Raw genomic sequence first — 17,704 nt, forward strand, 5'->3', positions numbered from 1 at the left:
TGACTGCCGCTGTAGTAATGGTAATTCGTGCGCTACCTTGATTTCACCAAATATAGAGTAAGCTCATCATCCACCCGCACCTGACTTCCTGGAACCACTGGCAGATTGTCATACATGAGTCCCCGGCCATCCGGGACATACCCCCGTTTGATGTACAGCCTTTGGGCCGTACCATAACTGTCATACAGTCCGAAACCAATGCCGATTGTGTCAAATCCGGCGAAGGCTTCTGCTTCGAGAGCGTCCATCAGCATACTGCCGATGCCGCTTTTCCGCAGGGTGGGAATCACATCAAGATTCTGGATCTCAGGGATGAGATTCTCTGCAAAATAAGGATAGTGAGAGCTGTAGACGATATGTCCCCAGCCAGCAAACTCATTCTCACGAAAGGCTACGAGCGTAAGCCGCTCCCCCCCTTCGTTCTCTTCCCAGCATTGTTCAATATACTCTAAAGGTTTGCTGACATCATGTGGGGCCAGCCCTTCATGTATCCATGTCATGTCCTCGGACTTCATTCGGCGGATATGAATTGATTGACTCATAAGGTCGTTTTTTTCCTTTCCGTTCCAAAGTAATTACAGTCTATTCACGGGCGTTCTCTACGCTGAGCGGAACGTGAAAAGTGACCGTTGTCCCTGTATCCGACGAGCTCTTGATATCAAGACCCGTACCGAACTGTCGTTTCAATCGCTGATCTGTATTAATTAATCCAACACCGGATCGGTTGGCTGAATTCCTATCCAGCACTCGTTGCAATTGAGCCTCTTCCATTCCTACCCCATCATCAAGGACGGTTATCTCTGCAAGGGTCTCCACAACAGAAATTCGTATTACAATGCGGCCTCCACGTTTGCGCTTCATGACTCCGTGCCTGATCGCATTCTCCACGAGAGGCTGAATTGACAAAAAAGGAACCCTGATGTATTTTGTCTCATCAATTTCCCAAATCACCTGCAGCCTGTCCTCGAACCGGACCTGTTCAATATACACGTAAGAGCGCACTAGACTCAGCTCTTCTTCAATGGGCACAAGACTGTCCATATTCTGAAATTTGAATTTGTTCCTCAAATAATTAGTGAACTCATCAAGCAGATCACGCATCTTCTCCAAATTAATATCACTTAAGGCGGATATAGAATTTAATGCATTGAACAAAAAATGAGGCTGAATTTGCGCTTGCAGCCATACAGCTTCTAAACGAAGTTGTTCCCGGATGGATTGCTTAATCGTCGTTAACGCTTTGATTCGAAGTGTAAGCTCTAATGCCTCGACTGGTTTGGTTACATAATCGTTCGCTCCTGCCAGGTAACCGCTCTGAATATCCTGCGGCTGACTTCTTGCTGTAAGCAGCAGCACCGGAAGCTCTGTGAAGGTATAGCGCTCACGGATTCTTCGGGTTAACTCATAGCCGGACATGATCGGCATCATGATATCGGAGATCACCAGATCCCAGTCCTTAGTATCCAGAATGGCCAAAGCTTGTTTGGCACTGGTTACCAGTGTAATGTCATATTCATCTGGAGGGAGGATGGCTTCCAGCACTTGAAGGTTCACGGGATCATCATCGATGATTAAGAGTACCGGACGGACGGAATCCATGCTGACGAATGCCGCCGCTGTCTCAGCACTTTGGATAATCGCATCGTCCATGTTCCCAAGAACAGATGCTTGAGTTGCCGCAGAAGATGCCGGTACTGGCTGAACAGCGTGCGTCCCTGCACTTTCCGCTTCCGCTCCCAAGCCAGACAGCTCTACAGAGAAAATGAATTGCGAGCCTTCTCCCTTGGTAGAAGTCACCTCTAAGCTGCCCCCATGAAGCTCAACCAGTTGTTTGCTAATACTCAAGCCTAACCCAAAGCCGCCTTCAATCATGGTGTCACTTGTCTGAGCTTGCTCATAAGGCCGGAACAGGCGTTTAAGCATTTCCTCATCCATTCCAATTCCAGTGTCAGCAACGGCGATATAAGCGCGCCCGTTCTGATCATAAGCCGAAATCGAAATGACGCCGTTATTGGTGTATTTCACAGCATTATGAAGCAAATTGAAGACTATTTGAATCATCCGGTTCTCATCTGCGTAGACCAAAGGGAATTTTTCAGGAATCCGGTTTATTATTTCTACAGATTTCACCTCTGCATTGAATTGCAGCATATCCAGTACGCCTGTCACAATCGGCTGAATCGATATAACTTTCGGAAAGATACGGGGGGTCCCCTCACGCAAACTCATTACATCAATCAAATCGTTTAAGATCAAGGTCAACCGGCGCCCTACCGAGAAAATAGTTTCGAGTTCCTTAATGCTTCTATCCTGCATCAAATGCTGTTCCCGTTTTAGAACGGATTGCGAAAGATTAAGTATGCTGTGAAGCGGGTTTTTGAATTCATGAGAAGTATTCGCCAAAAATTGATCCTTATGGTCATTCATTCTTTGCAAGGCAGTTGCAAGTTCATTCGTATTTTGGTACATGCTGAAATAATTTCTAAACCATACTGAGGCCAAGCACCCCATTGAAATAATCAGATCAAAAGGATAATAGACAACGCTATAGCCGCCCTCCCGCCAGAGAAGTGTCCAAATGAAATGATGGATTAACGCAAGAACGGAAAAGAAAAACAATAGGTTTCCTCTCATATCCTTGACCAGGGTTCTAAAGATTGCGATGATCGAAATGACGCCGACCATACCGCCTAGCAGATAGTACAAGGGAAAGATCCTGGTTATCTGATATGTATTTAAGAACAGTGTAATTCCTGCGCTCCCCAAAATGATAACCCTGAATACAGGATAGATCCTGTACCACAAAGCGAGTTCACGATGATTAGTACATTCCAAAAGGGCATAGGCTCCAAGCAAAAAAACTGCATTGGATAACCGAAAATCCCAAGCATTGCCGATGTAAAAAATTTGGTGGAGCAGCTTTTCATCATTGCTTAAACCGCTGCTTAGTGTGAAGCAGAAGGTAAGCAGCGAGAAATATAGCAGCTTTTTCTCCTTATTGCCCAGTATAAATAAAATAAGCGCATAGGCAGAATGAATCAGAAAAATAACCGTTGTCAGAACCTGCATAGAAACCGAAATTTTCATTTCTTGGATTATCGCTTGTTCTGAACCGAATTTAATAGACCGGACAATGCCACCACTACGGCTATCCACATAATTAGACGCTTGAACCATCAGCTCGATTACGCCGTCTTTGTCTGCCGTAAAGGTCGCCGAATACGGAAGATTGTTAGCGATAGAGACCTTTTCCGACTCCCCCACCCGCCCGGATTGAGCCAGCAGACGACCGTTGACATACACTTTGGATGAAGTGCGGATACTTGGTACATGAATACTATAATTCAAACCCTGCTCCTGATTCACATGTAATCGCAAACGGTAAGAGCCAAATCCGTATGGAGTTGAGGTGCCCGTCTGCACAGCTGTATTCCATCCCCCCGGTACTTGAGTCATTCTTGGCTCACTCCCGGCCAGCTCCAGCTGCTTACTTCCCTCTGAGATCCATTGTGAAGGATAGAACTCCCATTCCCCGTCCAGCAAAATGATCTTCCCGTCTTCTGCATTCCAATCACGTAAATCGAGTTCGCCGTTGTGGATAGAATCCTGTTGCAGATTACCAAACACCTCCATCCACAATAAGCGCGAACCAGATAGAACAGCTAATAGTAATCCAAGCAATAAAAAGAAGTACTTCCACTTCATTTGATATCTTATTGATAAATTAGCCAAGAATGTCCCTCTCCTACATAGGTGCTTTCTTTATCTGGCAGCACCCATAAATCTGCAGAAGACCAACCACACCGGTGTAAGCTTTGCATTTCCTATGTCTGTTATGATGCAGTACAGCCTTCTGCGTGTTCATCCTCCAAAAACTTGCTGATACGCATACTTCGGTACTTCATCTCACCCATGTCTGCCCACACCGCCGCCGCTGCTTGCACTGCCGCCACCGCCTGAATTGCTATCATCGTCATCATCGCGGGAGGAATACCGGCCGGCTCCGCCGCCGCCCGAGTATCCGCCACCGCCGTGATTCCGATCATCATCATCATCGTCGTCACGCGAGGAATACCGCCCCGCTCCCCCTCCGCTCGAAGAACCGCCGCCCCCGGAGTTACTGCCCCAGAAGCTGCTGGAGCTGGATGAGGAGCTGCTCCCCGCAGACGAATGGTTGTGATGGTGCGGCCGCCGATATCTTCTTCTCTGGCTGTAGCCATAACCGGGCTGGCCGGTCCAGGCGCCATAGCGCCGGATATTGCGCGGGTTATGCGGATTGATCCGTATCCCGTAACGGGCAACATAGCGGTTGCGCGAAGCAGCCGCGAGACTGATTAGCGCGACAAGAACCAGGAAAATCCCGAGAATCAGCATCCCCTTCGATCTGGAGACAGGCACCAGCTCCACAGGTTCTTTCGCTGCCACAGGTGCTTTGCTGACGGTAGAGGCTGTTGCAGATGTGGAGCTGCCTGCGGCTTTCCCCGATGCAGCATCCACCCGGGCCAGGAAGAAGCCGTAGAAGGCATTCGCCGTCCCCACCACGCCGCCTGCGTAATCTTTTGCCGCAAATTTGGGCTCCAGCACCGTATCCAGAATCCCGCTGATCCGATTATTCGTCAGCACTCCGTCGATCGTTTTACCCTGTAGCACATGATAGTTATCCCCGCCGATATCCAGTACGAGCATCACATCTCTGGGCCCGGCAGCAACCCCGGCGAACTTCGCATAGGTGTAATCCTGCAGGCTCTTGCCTCCAGTATTCTTAACAGTTACCACATAGATTCCGCTCCCGGTGGTAGCCGCGTAACGGTTGCTGGACTGGTTCAGATAATCCTTGGTAACTTGCGGGAGGATTCCGGCATTGTCCGAGACATAATTGCGGGTGCCTAGTGTTTCCGAGTAGCTTCCGCCGAGCTTCTGAATGAAAGCGCCATAGGTTTTATTAGCACCTGCGCTGTACTTCTTGGCTGCGAAGTCCGGCTCCAATGATGCCGAGAGAATCTTCGAGATAACGCCACTGTTAAGCTCAGTCTCCAGTCCCTTGCCGGGAACGGCCCAGTAATCATCGTCCTTAATGGAGAGCAGCAGCAGAAGCCCATTATTCTTGTCTGCCGAGCCGACCCCCCATGAATTGAACAGCGAGGTCGCATATTTCTCCATAGATACGCCGTTCGTCGAATTCACCGTAACCAGCACTACCTGCGCCCCGGTCTCCTGATAGAGCTTCACCCCATAGTTGACCATGTAATTCTCGGTCTTCTCATCAATCACGTTCGCAAAATCATTCACATAAAAGGCTTCCGAATGCGCCGGCACTGCCGCCTCCGCCTTCCCCGGAATGAACGGCAGCAGCAGCATTAACAGCATACCGGCCAGCACTGTTTGAAGTATTCTTGCACGCTTCATTAAATCCCCTCCGGCTTCTCATATCTCTTCTATTACTATATCGGTTACGCACGGGATGGACGTATAGTTCCATCTCTCTTATGTGTATGTCCGAATCTAGCAATTATTCAAAAGAGTCTGCCGGGGCTTACTCGTTATTGAACCGGTCCGGGTGAGAGCCGAAGCGCTGATCGCGGTTCAGGCCGTTGATCCGGCTGCTCTCCTCTTCCGACAGCTCAAAGTCAAAAATATCGGCATTCGCAATAATCCGCTCCTCCTTGACCGACTTCGGAATCGTCACGATTCCGTTCTGCAGATCCCAGCGCAGGATGACCTGCGGCAGCGTTTTGTTATGATGGGCTGCAATCTCGGCCAGCACTTCATTGTCCAGCAGATGCCCTTGAGCCAGCGGGGCCCAGGCTTCAATCTGAATGCCCTGCGCCTTGCAATACTCACGGAGCTCTTGCTGGTTAAGCAGCGGATGCAGCTCTACCTGATTGACCATCGGCTTCACCTTGGCCACAGTAAGCAGATCCTCCAGATGATCGATCTGGAAGTTGGATACCCCGATGGCACGGACTTTGCCGTCCGCATACAGCTTCTCAATGGCCCGCCAGGTGTCTTTGTATTTGGCCCGGATCGGCCAATGCACCAGATACAGATCGGCATAATCCAGTCCCAGCTTGCTTAAGCTCTGGTCAAATGCGGCCAGCGTAGAATCATAGCCCTGCTCGGTATTCCATACCTTGGTGGTGATGAACAGCTCCTCACGCGCTACTCCCGATTCACGGATAGCCTGCCCGACCCCTTCTTCATTTCCGTATACGGATGCAGTATCGATACTCCGGTAACCCGCCTTGATGGCTGCTTTGACCGAATCAATAACCTCCTGGCCCTCTTGTACCTTGAACACACCCAGCCCGAACCATGGCATTTCTACACCGTTAGCTAATTTCGTTGCCGATTTTAAGTTCATCATATTCACACTACCACCTGTCTAATGGATTTGTTGGATTAACTAGAATAATGAAGCAGGGATTAGCTTGCGCCCGCCTTTGACCAGGGTCGAATCCAGGGCATCCCCTTTATCTCCGCCAAAATACAGCTGCCAGTACACGCCGAAGCGGATGCTGACATCATTCTTGACCAGCTCCGGCGGCGTGACGATCAGCCACTGGAACTTCAGCGCCTTCGAGATCTCGAAGACCGGATCAAGCACGTTATTCGAGACCATCTCTCCGAACGGGTTATCGTACAGGAAGACCGTCCAGCCTTTATTTTCCCGGTTAACACGCTTATGGGTCATAATCATCATCGCCACCAGCAGTTGAACAGACTGGCGCTGTCCGCCGCTGCCCACCGCCTCATCCAGTGCGCCGCGGTTGATAACCTCCCAATCGGAATAGTGATAGTCCTCGGGAGCGGCATACAGGAAGTAATTCTCCGTCACCGGCTTATACACCTGCAATACCGGGAAGCGGTTCTGCAGCGCCGCGTATACCATGCGTCCATCGTTAATCAGCTCTCTGACGGCTGAAGCAGGAACCTGCTCCATCTTCGGGAACCGCTCCAGCAGGCTGCTGATGCAGCGGTTGAAGTATTCGCTGACCAGCGGTTCGATGTCGTCAGTCGTCCGTGGAACATTAATATTCTTGTAATTCAGCTTAACCAGCGGGAAGGCATGGCCGTTCTCATTGTGAATGATCATCCGGCGTTCCATCCGCTTCAGAATATCAACGATCTGCACCACACGCTTGGCTGCCCGGCCTACCCACAGCTTGCGGGACAGCTCCATATCCTCTTTATCGCTGCGGATGCTCTCCATCTGATCACGCGAGCTCTGAAGCATAGAATCCAGCACCTGTAAGGCGATAGCGAAATCATCCCAGTGAACATTGTTCAGGCGTTCCTGAATCTTCGTCTCAAGCTCCGCATTCCAGCCGGACTTGGCTACCTTGCCGCTCAGCCCAGTCTTCTCTTCCTTGACCTTGCGGGAGACCTCTGCCCGCTGGCTGCGGCTCTCCTTGCTGCGCTGCAGCCAATCCTCCACCAGCGTCTCGCAGCTCTCCCGCACACTCAGCTGCAATTCTTCCGGCACCTCCCGGAGTGGCGCACGGTGCTCGACATGGGTATCCATGATCCGGCTCTGATTGCCGAGAATGAGCAGCCATTGATCCAAGGAAGCCAGCGCCTGCTTACTGTTATTCAGCAGATGCTCATTCTCCCGGACCCGCAGACTGATCTCTTCCTCCTTCTGTTCCAGCGGATCATGCCATAGCTCTACCGTCCGCTCATGCTTCTCCTTAATCGCCTTCTCGGACTTGCCCAGCTCTTTGTGCAGGCTGTCAAGCTCGGTCTGACAGCGGATGAAGGAGTCACGGAGCTGTTGATAATCCTCGTCCAGAATCATCGTGTCGCTCTTCTGCCGGACTCTGGCGGACTGAATCATGTCCGGCGAATCCTGCGGCTCAGGGGCAGACGGCCATCCGGCATCTACCTGCTGCACAGCAGCTTCCAGCTCTGCCAGCTGTTCTCTGGCCGCCTTGATCTGGGCTGTTCTTGTGCGGATCTCCAGCTCATTCTGGCTTAGTGACTGCTGAAGACTCTCGGCCGTACTGAGCAGCTGCAGCAGCTTGTCCTGTACCGTCTCATTTAGCCCTTCATCGGCAGCAGCTTCATCTGCCTTAGCATCCGCCCCAGTATCAGCATCCTGAACCTTCGCACCCGCAGATTCACCGGGGAACTCTATGTCAGGGAACCAGTTCTGCAGCCGCGGGAATATGGAATAACGGGCATCCCCGATCCATTTCTCGCGCTGCAAGGCGAGGCTGTCCATCTCCGCCTTCAGCCGGGAGAGCTGCTGGTCCTTCACCGCAATCTCTTTGCTGAGATTATTCTTCTGCTCCACAGACTTGTGCTTGTCTGTATAGTTCTGCTCATGCTTCCGGCTCCGCTCATTCCACTCCCGCAGCGCCGCCGCCCGGGCCTCCTGCTCGGACTTATCCGCTTCGCAGGCTGACAGGTCTCTGGAAATTCCAGCCAGAACCTCCTCATAGCGTGCCTGTTCTGCATTCATTTCATTCAGCTGGCTGCGAAGCTCCTGCAGCAGGATCTCCGCACTCTTCTGTCTGACCCGCAGACTTGCGGTATGCTCGCCCTGATGGAGACGTTCATATTCCTGCCGGGCGGATCTCAGCTTGGCAAGATACGCTTCCTGCGCCTGAAGCTCCTCCTCCTGCTCACGGAGTCTGGAGGCCATCCCCCGCTTCCAATCCTGGAAATGATCCGGCTGCAAGACCATTTGCGGCCCTTGATGCGCCAGCAGCAGGAAGGCGTCTGTACCGCCCTCCGCCATCTCCTCGCGCACGAAGATCGGGACCGGAGCCTTAAGCAAAAGCTCCTTAAGCAGCTCCGGCTTCAGCTTAGCCGCTTCACGCTTCGTGACAATCAGGCCGTATGGAAGCAGCGGATGTCGTTCCAGCTCCTCCTCACGGACCAGATACGGCTGATCGTTCAGATACATGGTACCGGTCATGGAGCTAATCTTGAGGGCATCCAGCGTATCCTTCACCGTTACGATATCATGGTTAGGCAGCCAGTAGGCTTCGTGCTGCAGCTCGACATCCAGCAGCTGCTGATAATAATCCCGCCGCAGCCGTTTCGTCTGCTGCTCGGTGTCCTCCAGCCTGCGGATGAACCGCTCCTGGATTAGAGGCTTCGCTTCGAATAGAGCTGTCGCGCCAAGCAGCTGATGCTCCTCGTACATCTCCAGCAGCACTACGAGCTGTGACCAGAGCTGCGACTCCTTGTTCATCTGGGCTTCGATTCGCCCGGTTAGCTCCTCTGCCTGAACCTCGGCCCCCAGCAGCTTCTCGGCCAGCCGGGTATGCTGCGTATGCAGAAGCTGCTTCTGGTCCTCAGCGGTCTTGCGCTGTTCGTTCAAAGCATCCATCTGCTCACTGAGTCCTCTGGCCGCAATCAGCGCGCGCTGAAGAGCGGCGGCCGGTGAGTGGGCGGCTTCCTGTCCGTGGCGGGAAGCGAACACACCCAGATCCTCTGTGTACTGACGGATCATGGCTGTTAATTCCTGCAGCTTTCCATCCAGTCTGCCAAGCTCCAGCAGTAATTCCTCCCGGCCCTTGCGCAGAATCTGCTCTTCCGCTGCATGGGACTGCTGCTGCGCGCTGTAGAAGAGACTCTTCTTCTGCCATAGCCGGTATACCTGCTCCCACTGTACCCGCAGTTCCTGCTTGGCTCCCTGAATGACCTCTTGTCGCTCTTTCATCGCAAGCGACCCCTCGATGGCTTCAATCTCCTTCTGCCACTGCTCCATCTGACGGAGCTGCAGCTTGCGCCGGGCCAGATAATGGGCGACCTCCAGCGACTTCTCTCTCTGCTTCGACTCTTCCAGACGCTGCTTGGCCCGTGTCTGATTGTCCGAGACCGCTCTGAAGTGCTCCTGCTTGCCGTCATGCTCTTCCTTCAGCCGCAGGTACTTCAGATTATCGCTCTCGAATCTGAGCGTCTTCGCTTCCATATAATGTCCGGCCAGCTCATCCGCCGCTTTGCGGCGCTTGTCTTCCGCCTGCTTCAGTTCATCATGAATAACAGTATAGAGCTGCGCGCCTAGCCGTTCAGTCTCCCGGAAGCTGAGGTCCGCCTCCGTTCCAAGTTTTACCGCTTCATACAGAGGAGCCGCAAGAGAGGTGAACTCGGCAAAAGCCCGCTCGCGCTGCTCCAGCATCGGCAGCCGCTGTGCAACCGTAGCGGTATCCACGAACATCCGCTGAAGCGAGCCTTCATCCTCGCGCAGGCTCCCTCCCAGACTGGAACCGATCTCTGGAATAATCAGCCGCTCGAAAAGATTATGATTAGTGAAGGCGTCATTTTTCTGGAAATAGCCCTTGATGCCGCCCTCTTCCCCGTTAATTCTGCGCATGTTGCGCCATTCATCGATATGAATATCATGCTCAGCCAGGTAGGCATAGTATTTCTTCAGATCGGAGCTGCTGCTGCCGTAGACATTAATCTCACCCCGCCGCTCCCGTACAAACTGCTGAACTGCTTCGAAGCTCGCAGGAGTGTTCAGCTCGTGATCATACAAGGGCAGGGTGGAGAGTGTAAGCTCAGCCATCTCCTCATATTTGAGCAGCGCGTACAGCAGATAATCGACTTTGATCTCAAGCTGGTCCATGGAATGCTGGGCCGTCATCGCGATCCCGGTGGTGATATACTCCGTCCGCTCTTTATCGTCAAGCCTCCATTCGATGGCCACATGGAAGGTGTAGGGCTTCAGCTGTTTTTTGTGATTATGGAAGAAGGCCTCGACCTGGTTCTCATTATCCTTACCCCAGGCGGCTCTAGGCATCAGCAACTGGAAAATCGATTGCAGCAGTACGCCCTTTCCCCCGCCGTTCATCAGCGTAATCAGGGTATTGGCCGGGCCTTCTTCATTACACAGATCGAGGATCATATCCTCATATTTCTTCAGCATCTTCTCGTACTTCAGTCCGGCGATGCGGATTCGCTCAATGCGCGGCATGGGCTTTCCCCTCCTGTTCGCTAAGCGTCCGGCCAACCAGAGCCTTCAGCTCTTTGTACCGGTCCACATCATGGTAGAGATAACGCATCCGCTCGTACAGCTCTTCTCTTGGGAAAATGCGCTTCTCATTCTCGGAAATGAACACCAGATGCTCCTCCTCCAGCAGCTTCATTCCTTCGTGGATGAGGCCAATCCGGGAGCCTGCGCCGCGGGTCAGCGAGTCCCCCTCCTCCTGGCTGCGGGTCTGCATATAGAGACTGGTCCACACTCTGTGCATCGCCTGGATATCCAGCCGCCACTGCTTGCTGAAGCTGCCGTCTTCATCCATGCCTATCCAGCCCTGGAACAGCTCGGATACCTGATCCGACAACTGAATATAGGACATGCTGTCCTGTCCCGGCTTGAAGTGCTGCTCATCCTGATCCATCTCCGCCAGGAAGACGAGGATTATAACGTTAATGATATGTAGATGCGTCTTGCGCTCTATCCGTGAATATTTATTGCGCAGCTGAGTGAAGTTGCTGGCGAACCCGGAGCCGATCGGACTCACGAGCAGGTGCAGGCGGTGACCGGAATTCATAATCCGGCAGCCGGCTTCTTTGGCTACATATTGCAGGGCATCATAAGCAGCGGTATCCTGCAGACATTCGGCGGCAGCGGGATCATCCAGCGGAATCACCTTGCGGCGAAGCAGGTCGAAGAACAGCCGGGAAGCCTGCTGAACTTGCTCTAGGGAATAACTCATATCCGAATCATCTCACTTCTCTACTATATTAATGGTATAAGGGCTGATCTCAAGGCCGGGGATACGTATGCTGCCCTGCTGCTGTGCAGAGATGGTGGTCCGCAGCCTTGTGCCGCGCAGCACCGCAAGCTCCGGGTGTTCCAGCATCAGCCGCTGCAGCAGCTTCTGGCATTCGTCTGCCACGCCGTGGCCCTCCGCTTCCTGCTCCTCGACAGTAATTACGGTATGGAAAAATTGCACCCACAAATCCACGGCATCCGGACAATCCGCCCAGCGCCGCTGCTCCTGCTCCGTGAACGCTTCCGCAGTGAAGGTGAAGCTGCCTTGCGCAGCCACTCCGGCTATGACGGGCAGCCACAGCTCACATACCTCGGTCCAGGGAATATCTCTGGGCACATAATGGATATCCTCTTCTTCTCCGGCTTCCTCCGGCGCATCCTGGGTATCCTCCGGCAGGAAGCCGACCTCCTGCTCTTCCCAGGCCCAGGCCAGCGGATAGATGAAATCCTGGCTGGGCGAGAACAGCCCGCTGATCAGCGTCTCCAGGCTATCCCCATCCCGCAGCCCTTCCGGCTTCACCCATTCCTCCCATACATGAGTGCGGAAGTTGAAGCCCGCTGCTCCCCAGAATAGCTCCGGGAAGTTCAGCCGCAGATTCGTCTCCGCTTCGAAGATGCTCAGCACGACCTCGGCCAGCTCATCATGCACCCGCCGGGACAGCTCGACCCGTTCGGAGAGCTGACGCAGCTCATTGAAATCAATGACATCCTTCTCATCATTGGCCAGCCGGGCCAGCGAGCGGTGGATATTATCGAAATGCTTGCGTTCCTCGTCAAATTGCCGGTGGATCTCCTCCAGCCGCTCATGCCGCTGGTTACCGTATTCGCTGAAGATATGCTTCGGATTACGGCGCAGCGCGTTGCGGTACTCCTGCTGCTGCTGGGTCATTTTGCGCACGCGGGAGATCAGCTCATTCACATCCTGCATCGCCCGGGTAACCCGACCATGCTTGATATGCATCTGAATCTCCAGCAGCTTGATGCTGACCTGGAACTCGTCGATAATCTCGTGGCTCATGAAGATCAGCTCCATCGCATACTCGGAGAGCCGGTAGATGGTCGTCCCGTTCTCTTGCCAGCTGATACGTGTGGCATCCTCATCCACGGTGAAATACTTGTATTTCTGGACCCCGATCTGCCGGGTGTGGTCATCGTAATAATGGGCCTCGAAATCCCCGCCGCTGCCGCTCCACAGAAGTCCGTCTATCAGCCGTTCGACCGATTCCGGGCTGCCTGACTTCGCTTTGCCGAAGCGCTCCAGCGAGCTCCAGGCCAGATCCACGAGATCCTCCCTGGCCCGCTGTTCATTGGATTCCAGCTCCAGATAATAGACCTGCAGCAGCACACTAAGGGCAATCATTTCCTTATACGGCTGCAGCTCACCCAGATTCATGCCTGCACCCAGACTCCATAAGGGGTTCAGCCGCTTGTTCCGTTCTCCGAAATCATTCCAGTTCATGCTCTTGCCAACCTCGCCATCACTTCATAATTTAAGACTTCCTGCGGAATCCTCTTGTTCTCAGTCAGCAGGGTATTCATACACAGCAGCAGTTCGGGAATAGCTGAGAACTCCTGACGCACCCGCTCCAGATAAGGCGGAGGACAGTCTGTTTGTTCTTTGACATAATCGTACCGCCGATTGGCGTTGCTATGCATGGAAAGGTACACTGGCAATGCCAGTTTCATGTTCAGCTCCGGGTAGTCCAGCTTCAGTTTGCCGTAGATCTCCCAGCCCTTCTTGTCCATATCGCCCACATAGAACAGCGCTGGTTCAAGGGGATCAATGCCCTGTTCCTCCAAAAAATGCAGGCTGCTGACGACCTTCCAGCCTTTACCATAGATCAGCATATCGGGGTGCATTCCACATACCGTAAGCCCATTTTGTATCAGGTTTTTGGCGGAGTGGTAGAAAGAGAGGTTCTCTGAGATGAGAATACGGTCTACAGGCCTGCCCGGCATACGGAATGACCCGAAATCTTCACGTACAATCTCGGCTCGGAGCAGCTCCAGATTCATGCCCTTTCTGGATAGCAATTGCTTGCCTTCTGGCCCAGCCAAATATTTCTCCTGATCAAAAAGCTCCAGCGAGCGTTCCTCACGCGTAATTAGCTTCCTGTCTTCTGCTGTAAGCAAAAATTCATAAATCCGTTCTATGTAATCCCATGTGTGTGCCGTCTGCGCTTCGGGATGATTCCTGTAATAATCCAGATTCAGCCCTTTCGCGCCGATGACCCGCATCATGGCCGTCTCGCTCCATTTAGCCTGAGAGGAAGCAGGTACAGTCAGCCAATAGGCTTCTTCCAAATCTGTGGATGAAAATTTTACTTTTTTGATTATAGGTATCAGGTATCCGTCTGCCACCAATGCTTCAATTCCGTATTTAAGCGCTGATCGACCATCTGCTTCGTTATAATCTCCCGGATACTCGAAGGATTCAATTATCGCTTTTTCAAGCTCCGCCAGCTTAAATCGTCTTCTGGCCCGGTGAGATTTCCTGAACTTGCACTCAATAACTTCCTGAATCCGCTGTTTCATCCCATCACCCTCACAACATAACATAAACCCAAATCCGCACCGCAGGGTGAAATATGGGCCAGAACCTACAGAGATATAGACGTTGTATAAATGCTCAGGCCCCAGAAATAATGGGAATGTATGTTTCTATTCTCATGTCTTTCTATTATAACAATGTTTCATAGATATGGCTATTTACAAAATGAATAGAGGAGCCCATGTCAGGACCCCTCTATGTTATGGCACGAATTCACAGCATGGCGCTAGTATCTTATCAGATTTAAAATAGTGGATCAGACGAAATACCCCTTCAAATTACATCTTTTTTCCAAACTGGCGTTGTTCTTCAGGGCGTTTGGCTTAGCGTAACGGACTGAAGTGCACTTATTCGGGAAGAAAGTCGCCATTGGGGCGAGTAACGGACTCCACAGGCCTTATACTTTGCACTTCAGCTCCGAAACGTCTCATAGAGAGACTATAAAGTCGCCTGAGTCCGTTACTCTGCAAAGAGTGGCGTTTTCGTAGGGATAAGATCTCTCTGGTCCGTTAAATTTTGTGTTAATAGGACTTTACAACCTTATCCATCCTTTTTAATCTGATGCTCTACTATTTGTATTTCTCATTCACTAGATATAGCAGATTCTGCTTCACCGCAGGCCATTCCTCATCGATAATACTGTACAGCACATTGTCCATAACAGTACCGTCAGCGGTGATCCGGTGCTTGCGCAGGATGCCCTCCAAGGCCGCTCCAATCCGCTCAATGGCCCGCCGTGAGCGCAGATTGTCATTGACAATGGAGAAGTCTACCCAGATCAGCCCCAGCACCTCGAAGGCATATTGCAGCAAAAGCAGCTTCGACTCCGTATTCACTGCTGTTCTCCAGTAATCCGGGGAGATCCAGGTGCAGCCGATCTCTGCATTACGATGCGTAAGGTCCAGATGCATTAACCGCGTAGTCCCTACGATCCTGCCGGATGCCTGCTCCACCATTACATAGGGCATATCCTTGCCTGCTGCCTGATTCGAAAGGGCCGTATTCACCAGCTGTCCTGCCTCTTCCTCTGAGCTGATCCGTCTCCAGGTGTACTCCCAGATCTGCGGATTGTGCAGCACCTTGGTAAGCTCAGGTTTATGCTCCGCCGTTAAAGGCACAAGCCGGATTACGTTGCCTGTAAGCTGGCCTGCTTCTATTGCTGTCAACTGATTTCCCCCTATATCTTTTTGTCGGTTATCCTTCTCACCTATTAAATATGAAGCGATTTATTCCCATCCGTCAATCTTAGCAGTCAGCTGCTGGATGAACTCCCAGGCGCCCAGTGTGAAAAATGTGTTCTCCGCACGGCTTCGTACCGAGATGGTGCCGTCATTCTGCTCTTGATCTCCCAGCACCAGCATATAAGGGATTTTCTCCAGCTGAGCTTCACGGATTCTGTAGCCCAGCTTCTCATTCCGGGAATCTACCTCCACCCGCAGTCCGGCTGTGGCAAGCTGTCTTCTGACCTTCTCAGCATACTCATCATGAACCACAGAGACTGGCAGCAGCCTGACCTGCACCGGAGACAGCCACAGCGGGAACGCTCCGCTATAGTGCTCTGTAAGAATACCCATGAACCGGTCAATGGAGCCGAACACTGCACGATGGATGACAACCGGACGATGCTTGTTGTTGTCTTCGCCAATATACGTCAGGTCGAACTTCTCAGGCATCTGGAAATCCAGTTGAATGGTACCGCATTGCCAGCTCCGCTTCAGGGCATCGAGGACATGGAAATCGATCTTCGGTCCGTAAAAAGCGCCATCTCCTTCATTCACCCGGTATTCGATTCCATTCTTCTTCAGCACCCGCGCAAGCGACTCTTCTGCCTGATCCCAGAGCTCTTCAGAACCCATATAGTCCTCCGGGCGTGTGGAGAGCTCGACCTTGTATTCGAATCCGAAGATAGAATAGAACTGATCGATTAGCTCCAGCACCCGCGATATCTCGGATTCAATCTGCTCCGGCAGCACGAACAAGTGGGCGTCATCCTGGCAAAAGGTACGGACCCGCATCATCCCGTTCAGCGCGCCGGAGGATTCATGGCGGTGCACCTGGCCGTATTCCGCAATGCGGATCGGCAGATCCCGGTAGGAACGGAGGCTGTTCTTGTAGATCAGCATGTGTCCCGGACAGTTCATCGGCTTCAGCGCAAAATCTGTCTCATCCACCTTCGTGAAATACATCTCATCCTTGTAATGATCCCAATGTCCGGACTGCTCCCACAGACGGCGGTTCATCATCAGCGGCGAGCGGACCTCTTCGTACCCGTCGGCACGCTGCAGCTTGCGGGAGAAATCCTCCAGCGCTGTGCGGATCAGCATCCCTTTGGCCAGGTAGAACGGCATGCCAGGCGCTTCCTCAGAGAACATGAACAAGCCCAGCTCCTTGCCCAGCTTGCGGTGATCCCGTTTCTTCGCTTCCTCCAGCAGGTGCAGATGCTCTTCAAGTGCCGCAGCACTCAGGAAGGCTGTGCCGTATATCCGCTGAAGCACCTGATTGTCAGCATCTCCGCGCCAGTATGCACCTGCTACACTAAGCAGCTTGAACGCCTTAATCCGGCCAGTGGAGAGCAGATGCGGCCCCCGGCACAGGTCCGTGAATTCGCCTTGCTCATACAGGCTGATGACTGCGTCCTCCGGAAGATCCCGGATCAGCTCCAGCTTCAGCGGCTCTTCCAGCTGTTCAAAGAACTGCACTGCTTCCTCCCGGCTAACCACCCGGCGCCGGATCGGCAGGTTCTCCTTGATGATCTTCCCCATCTCCCGCTCAATCGCAGCAAGATCCTCGCTGGACAGAGGCTGGGCAATATCTATATCGTAATAGAAGCCGTCCTCGATCACCGGACCAATGCCCAGCTTCACGTTCCGTTCTCCATAGATCCGTTTGACCGCCTGGGCCATCACATGGGCTGTGCTGTGTCTGTGAATCATCAGCCCGTCACTGCTGTCCTCCAGGACGATCTCCACGAGGCTGTCCCCTTCAACCGGACAATCAAGGTCAACGAGATTGCCGTCGATTTTGCCGGCGACCGCCTTCTTCTTCAGACTTACGCTAATCGACTCCGCAATCTGCGCAATTGTGGTGTTACGCGAATACCTCCTATTTGCTCCATCCGGCAACTGCACTTGAATTTCCATGATTATGGCCTCCATTTCTTGAGTGTATATTCGTATATAAAAACACAAAAAAACGCATCTCATCCCGGAAAGGGACGAGTGCGTCTTAAGCTCGTGGTTCCACCCTAATTCGACTATACGTCACTTCACCCCCGGCTGTTCGGCGGAAATGTGAGCAGTACAATCCTCATGGCATCCGTTAACGGGGATGGGGCGGTGACATTTACAGCCTCGCTAACAGCAGGAGGGTTCAGTGTCACAGCTATAGAGGGGTAACATCCGGCTGGTCTCTGTAAGAAGCTC

Annotated in this window: 10 protein-coding genes; all 10 read right to left on the bottom strand. The window is 52.5% G+C overall.

Annotated features, from left to right (window positions below; translation table 11 throughout):
- Positions 1–32: 32 nt before the first annotated feature.
- The 10 genes from NSU18_RS04350 to thrS all read right to left on the bottom strand — a co-directional run bounded on the left by NSU18_RS04350 (position 33) and on the right by thrS (position 17,422).
- Positions 33–542, bottom strand: a complete 510-nt coding sequence (locus NSU18_RS04350; protein ID WP_341148341.1) for a GNAT family N-acetyltransferase — start codon at positions 540–542, stop codon at positions 33–35.
- A 40-nt stretch (positions 543–582) separates the two neighbouring features.
- Positions 583–3,705, bottom strand: a complete 3,123-nt coding sequence (locus NSU18_RS04355) for a hybrid sensor histidine kinase/response regulator (RefSeq protein WP_341150982.1) — start codon at positions 3,703–3,705, stop codon at positions 583–585.
- Between the two features lie 201 nt (positions 3,706–3,906).
- On the bottom strand, positions 3,907–5,406 hold the full coding sequence (locus NSU18_RS04360; RefSeq protein ID WP_341148342.1) for a TPM domain-containing protein: 1,500 nt from the start codon (positions 5,404–5,406) through the stop codon (positions 3,907–3,909).
- Between the two features lie 127 nt (positions 5,407–5,533).
- Positions 5,534–6,364: an aldo/keto reductase gene (locus NSU18_RS04365; protein WP_341148343.1), complete on the bottom strand. Its 831-nt coding sequence runs from the start codon at positions 6,362–6,364 to the stop codon at positions 5,534–5,536.
- 39 nt (positions 6,365–6,403) lie between these two features.
- Positions 6,404–10,927 (bottom strand): hypothetical protein, encoded by a 4,524-nt coding sequence (locus NSU18_RS04370; RefSeq protein ID WP_341148344.1) that lies wholly within the window; start codon positions 10,925–10,927, stop codon positions 6,404–6,406.
- Positions 10,914–11,672, bottom strand: coding sequence for a DUF6063 family protein (locus tag NSU18_RS04375; RefSeq protein ID WP_341148345.1), 759 nt, complete (start codon positions 11,670–11,672; stop codon positions 10,914–10,916). The genes NSU18_RS04370 and NSU18_RS04375 overlap by 14 nt, the downstream gene beginning before the upstream one ends.
- Before the next feature lie 12 nt (positions 11,673–11,684).
- Entirely contained in the window at positions 11,685–13,190 is a 1,506-nt protein-coding gene (locus tag NSU18_RS04380; protein WP_341148346.1) for a hypothetical protein, read from the bottom strand.
- Complete coding sequence (locus NSU18_RS04385; RefSeq protein WP_341148347.1) at positions 13,187–14,266, bottom strand: hypothetical protein; 1,080 nt, start codon at positions 14,264–14,266, stop codon at positions 13,187–13,189. Before NSU18_RS04385 ends, NSU18_RS04380 begins: the two co-directional genes overlap by 4 nt.
- Before the next feature lie 585 nt (positions 14,267–14,851).
- A complete protein-coding gene (locus NSU18_RS04390; RefSeq protein ID WP_341148348.1) occupies positions 14,852–15,448 on the bottom strand; it encodes a GNAT family N-acetyltransferase in 597 nt (198 codons plus the stop codon).
- 60 nt (positions 15,449–15,508) lie between these two features.
- A complete protein-coding gene (thrS, locus tag NSU18_RS04395) occupies positions 15,509–17,422 on the bottom strand; it encodes a threonine--tRNA ligase (RefSeq protein ID WP_341148349.1) in 1,914 nt (637 codons plus the stop codon).
- Positions 17,423–17,704: the final 282 nt, after the last annotated feature.

The organism is Paenibacillus sp. FSL H8-0048, assembly GCF_038002825.1.
GTDB lineage: Bacteria > Bacillota > Bacilli > Paenibacillales > Paenibacillaceae > Paenibacillus_AQ.

Bases quoted from the DNA above. Each gene is read 5' to 3' on its own strand.
- NSU18_RS04355 (WP_341150982.1), bottom strand. From the start codon at position 3,705: ATGAAGTGGAAGTACTTCTTTTTATTGCTTGGATTACTATTAGCTGTT.
- NSU18_RS04385 (WP_341148347.1), bottom strand. From the start codon at position 14,266: ATGAAACAGCGGATTCAGGAAGTTATTGAGTGCAAGTTCAGGAAATCT.
- NSU18_RS04360 (WP_341148342.1), bottom strand. From the start codon at position 5,406: ATGAAGCGTGCAAGAATACTTCAAACAGTGCTGGCCGGTATGCTGTTA.
- NSU18_RS04375 (WP_341148345.1), bottom strand. From the start codon at position 11,672: ATGAGTTATTCCCTAGAGCAAGTTCAGCAGGCTTCCCGGCTGTTCTTC.
- thrS (WP_341148349.1), bottom strand. From the start codon at position 17,422: ATGGAAATTCAAGTGCAGTTGCCGGATGGAGCAAATAGGAGGTATTCG.
- NSU18_RS04370 (WP_341148344.1), bottom strand. From the start codon at position 10,927: ATGCCGCGCATTGAGCGAATCCGCATCGCCGGACTGAAGTACGAGAAG.
- NSU18_RS04350 (WP_341148341.1), bottom strand. From the start codon at position 542: ATGAGTCAATCAATTCATATCCGCCGAATGAAGTCCGAGGACATGACA.
- NSU18_RS04365 (WP_341148343.1), bottom strand. From the start codon at position 6,364: ATGATGAACTTAAAATCGGCAACGAAATTAGCTAACGGTGTAGAAATG.
- NSU18_RS04380 (WP_341148346.1), bottom strand. From the start codon at position 13,190: ATGAACTGGAATGATTTCGGAGAACGGAACAAGCGGCTGAACCCCTTA.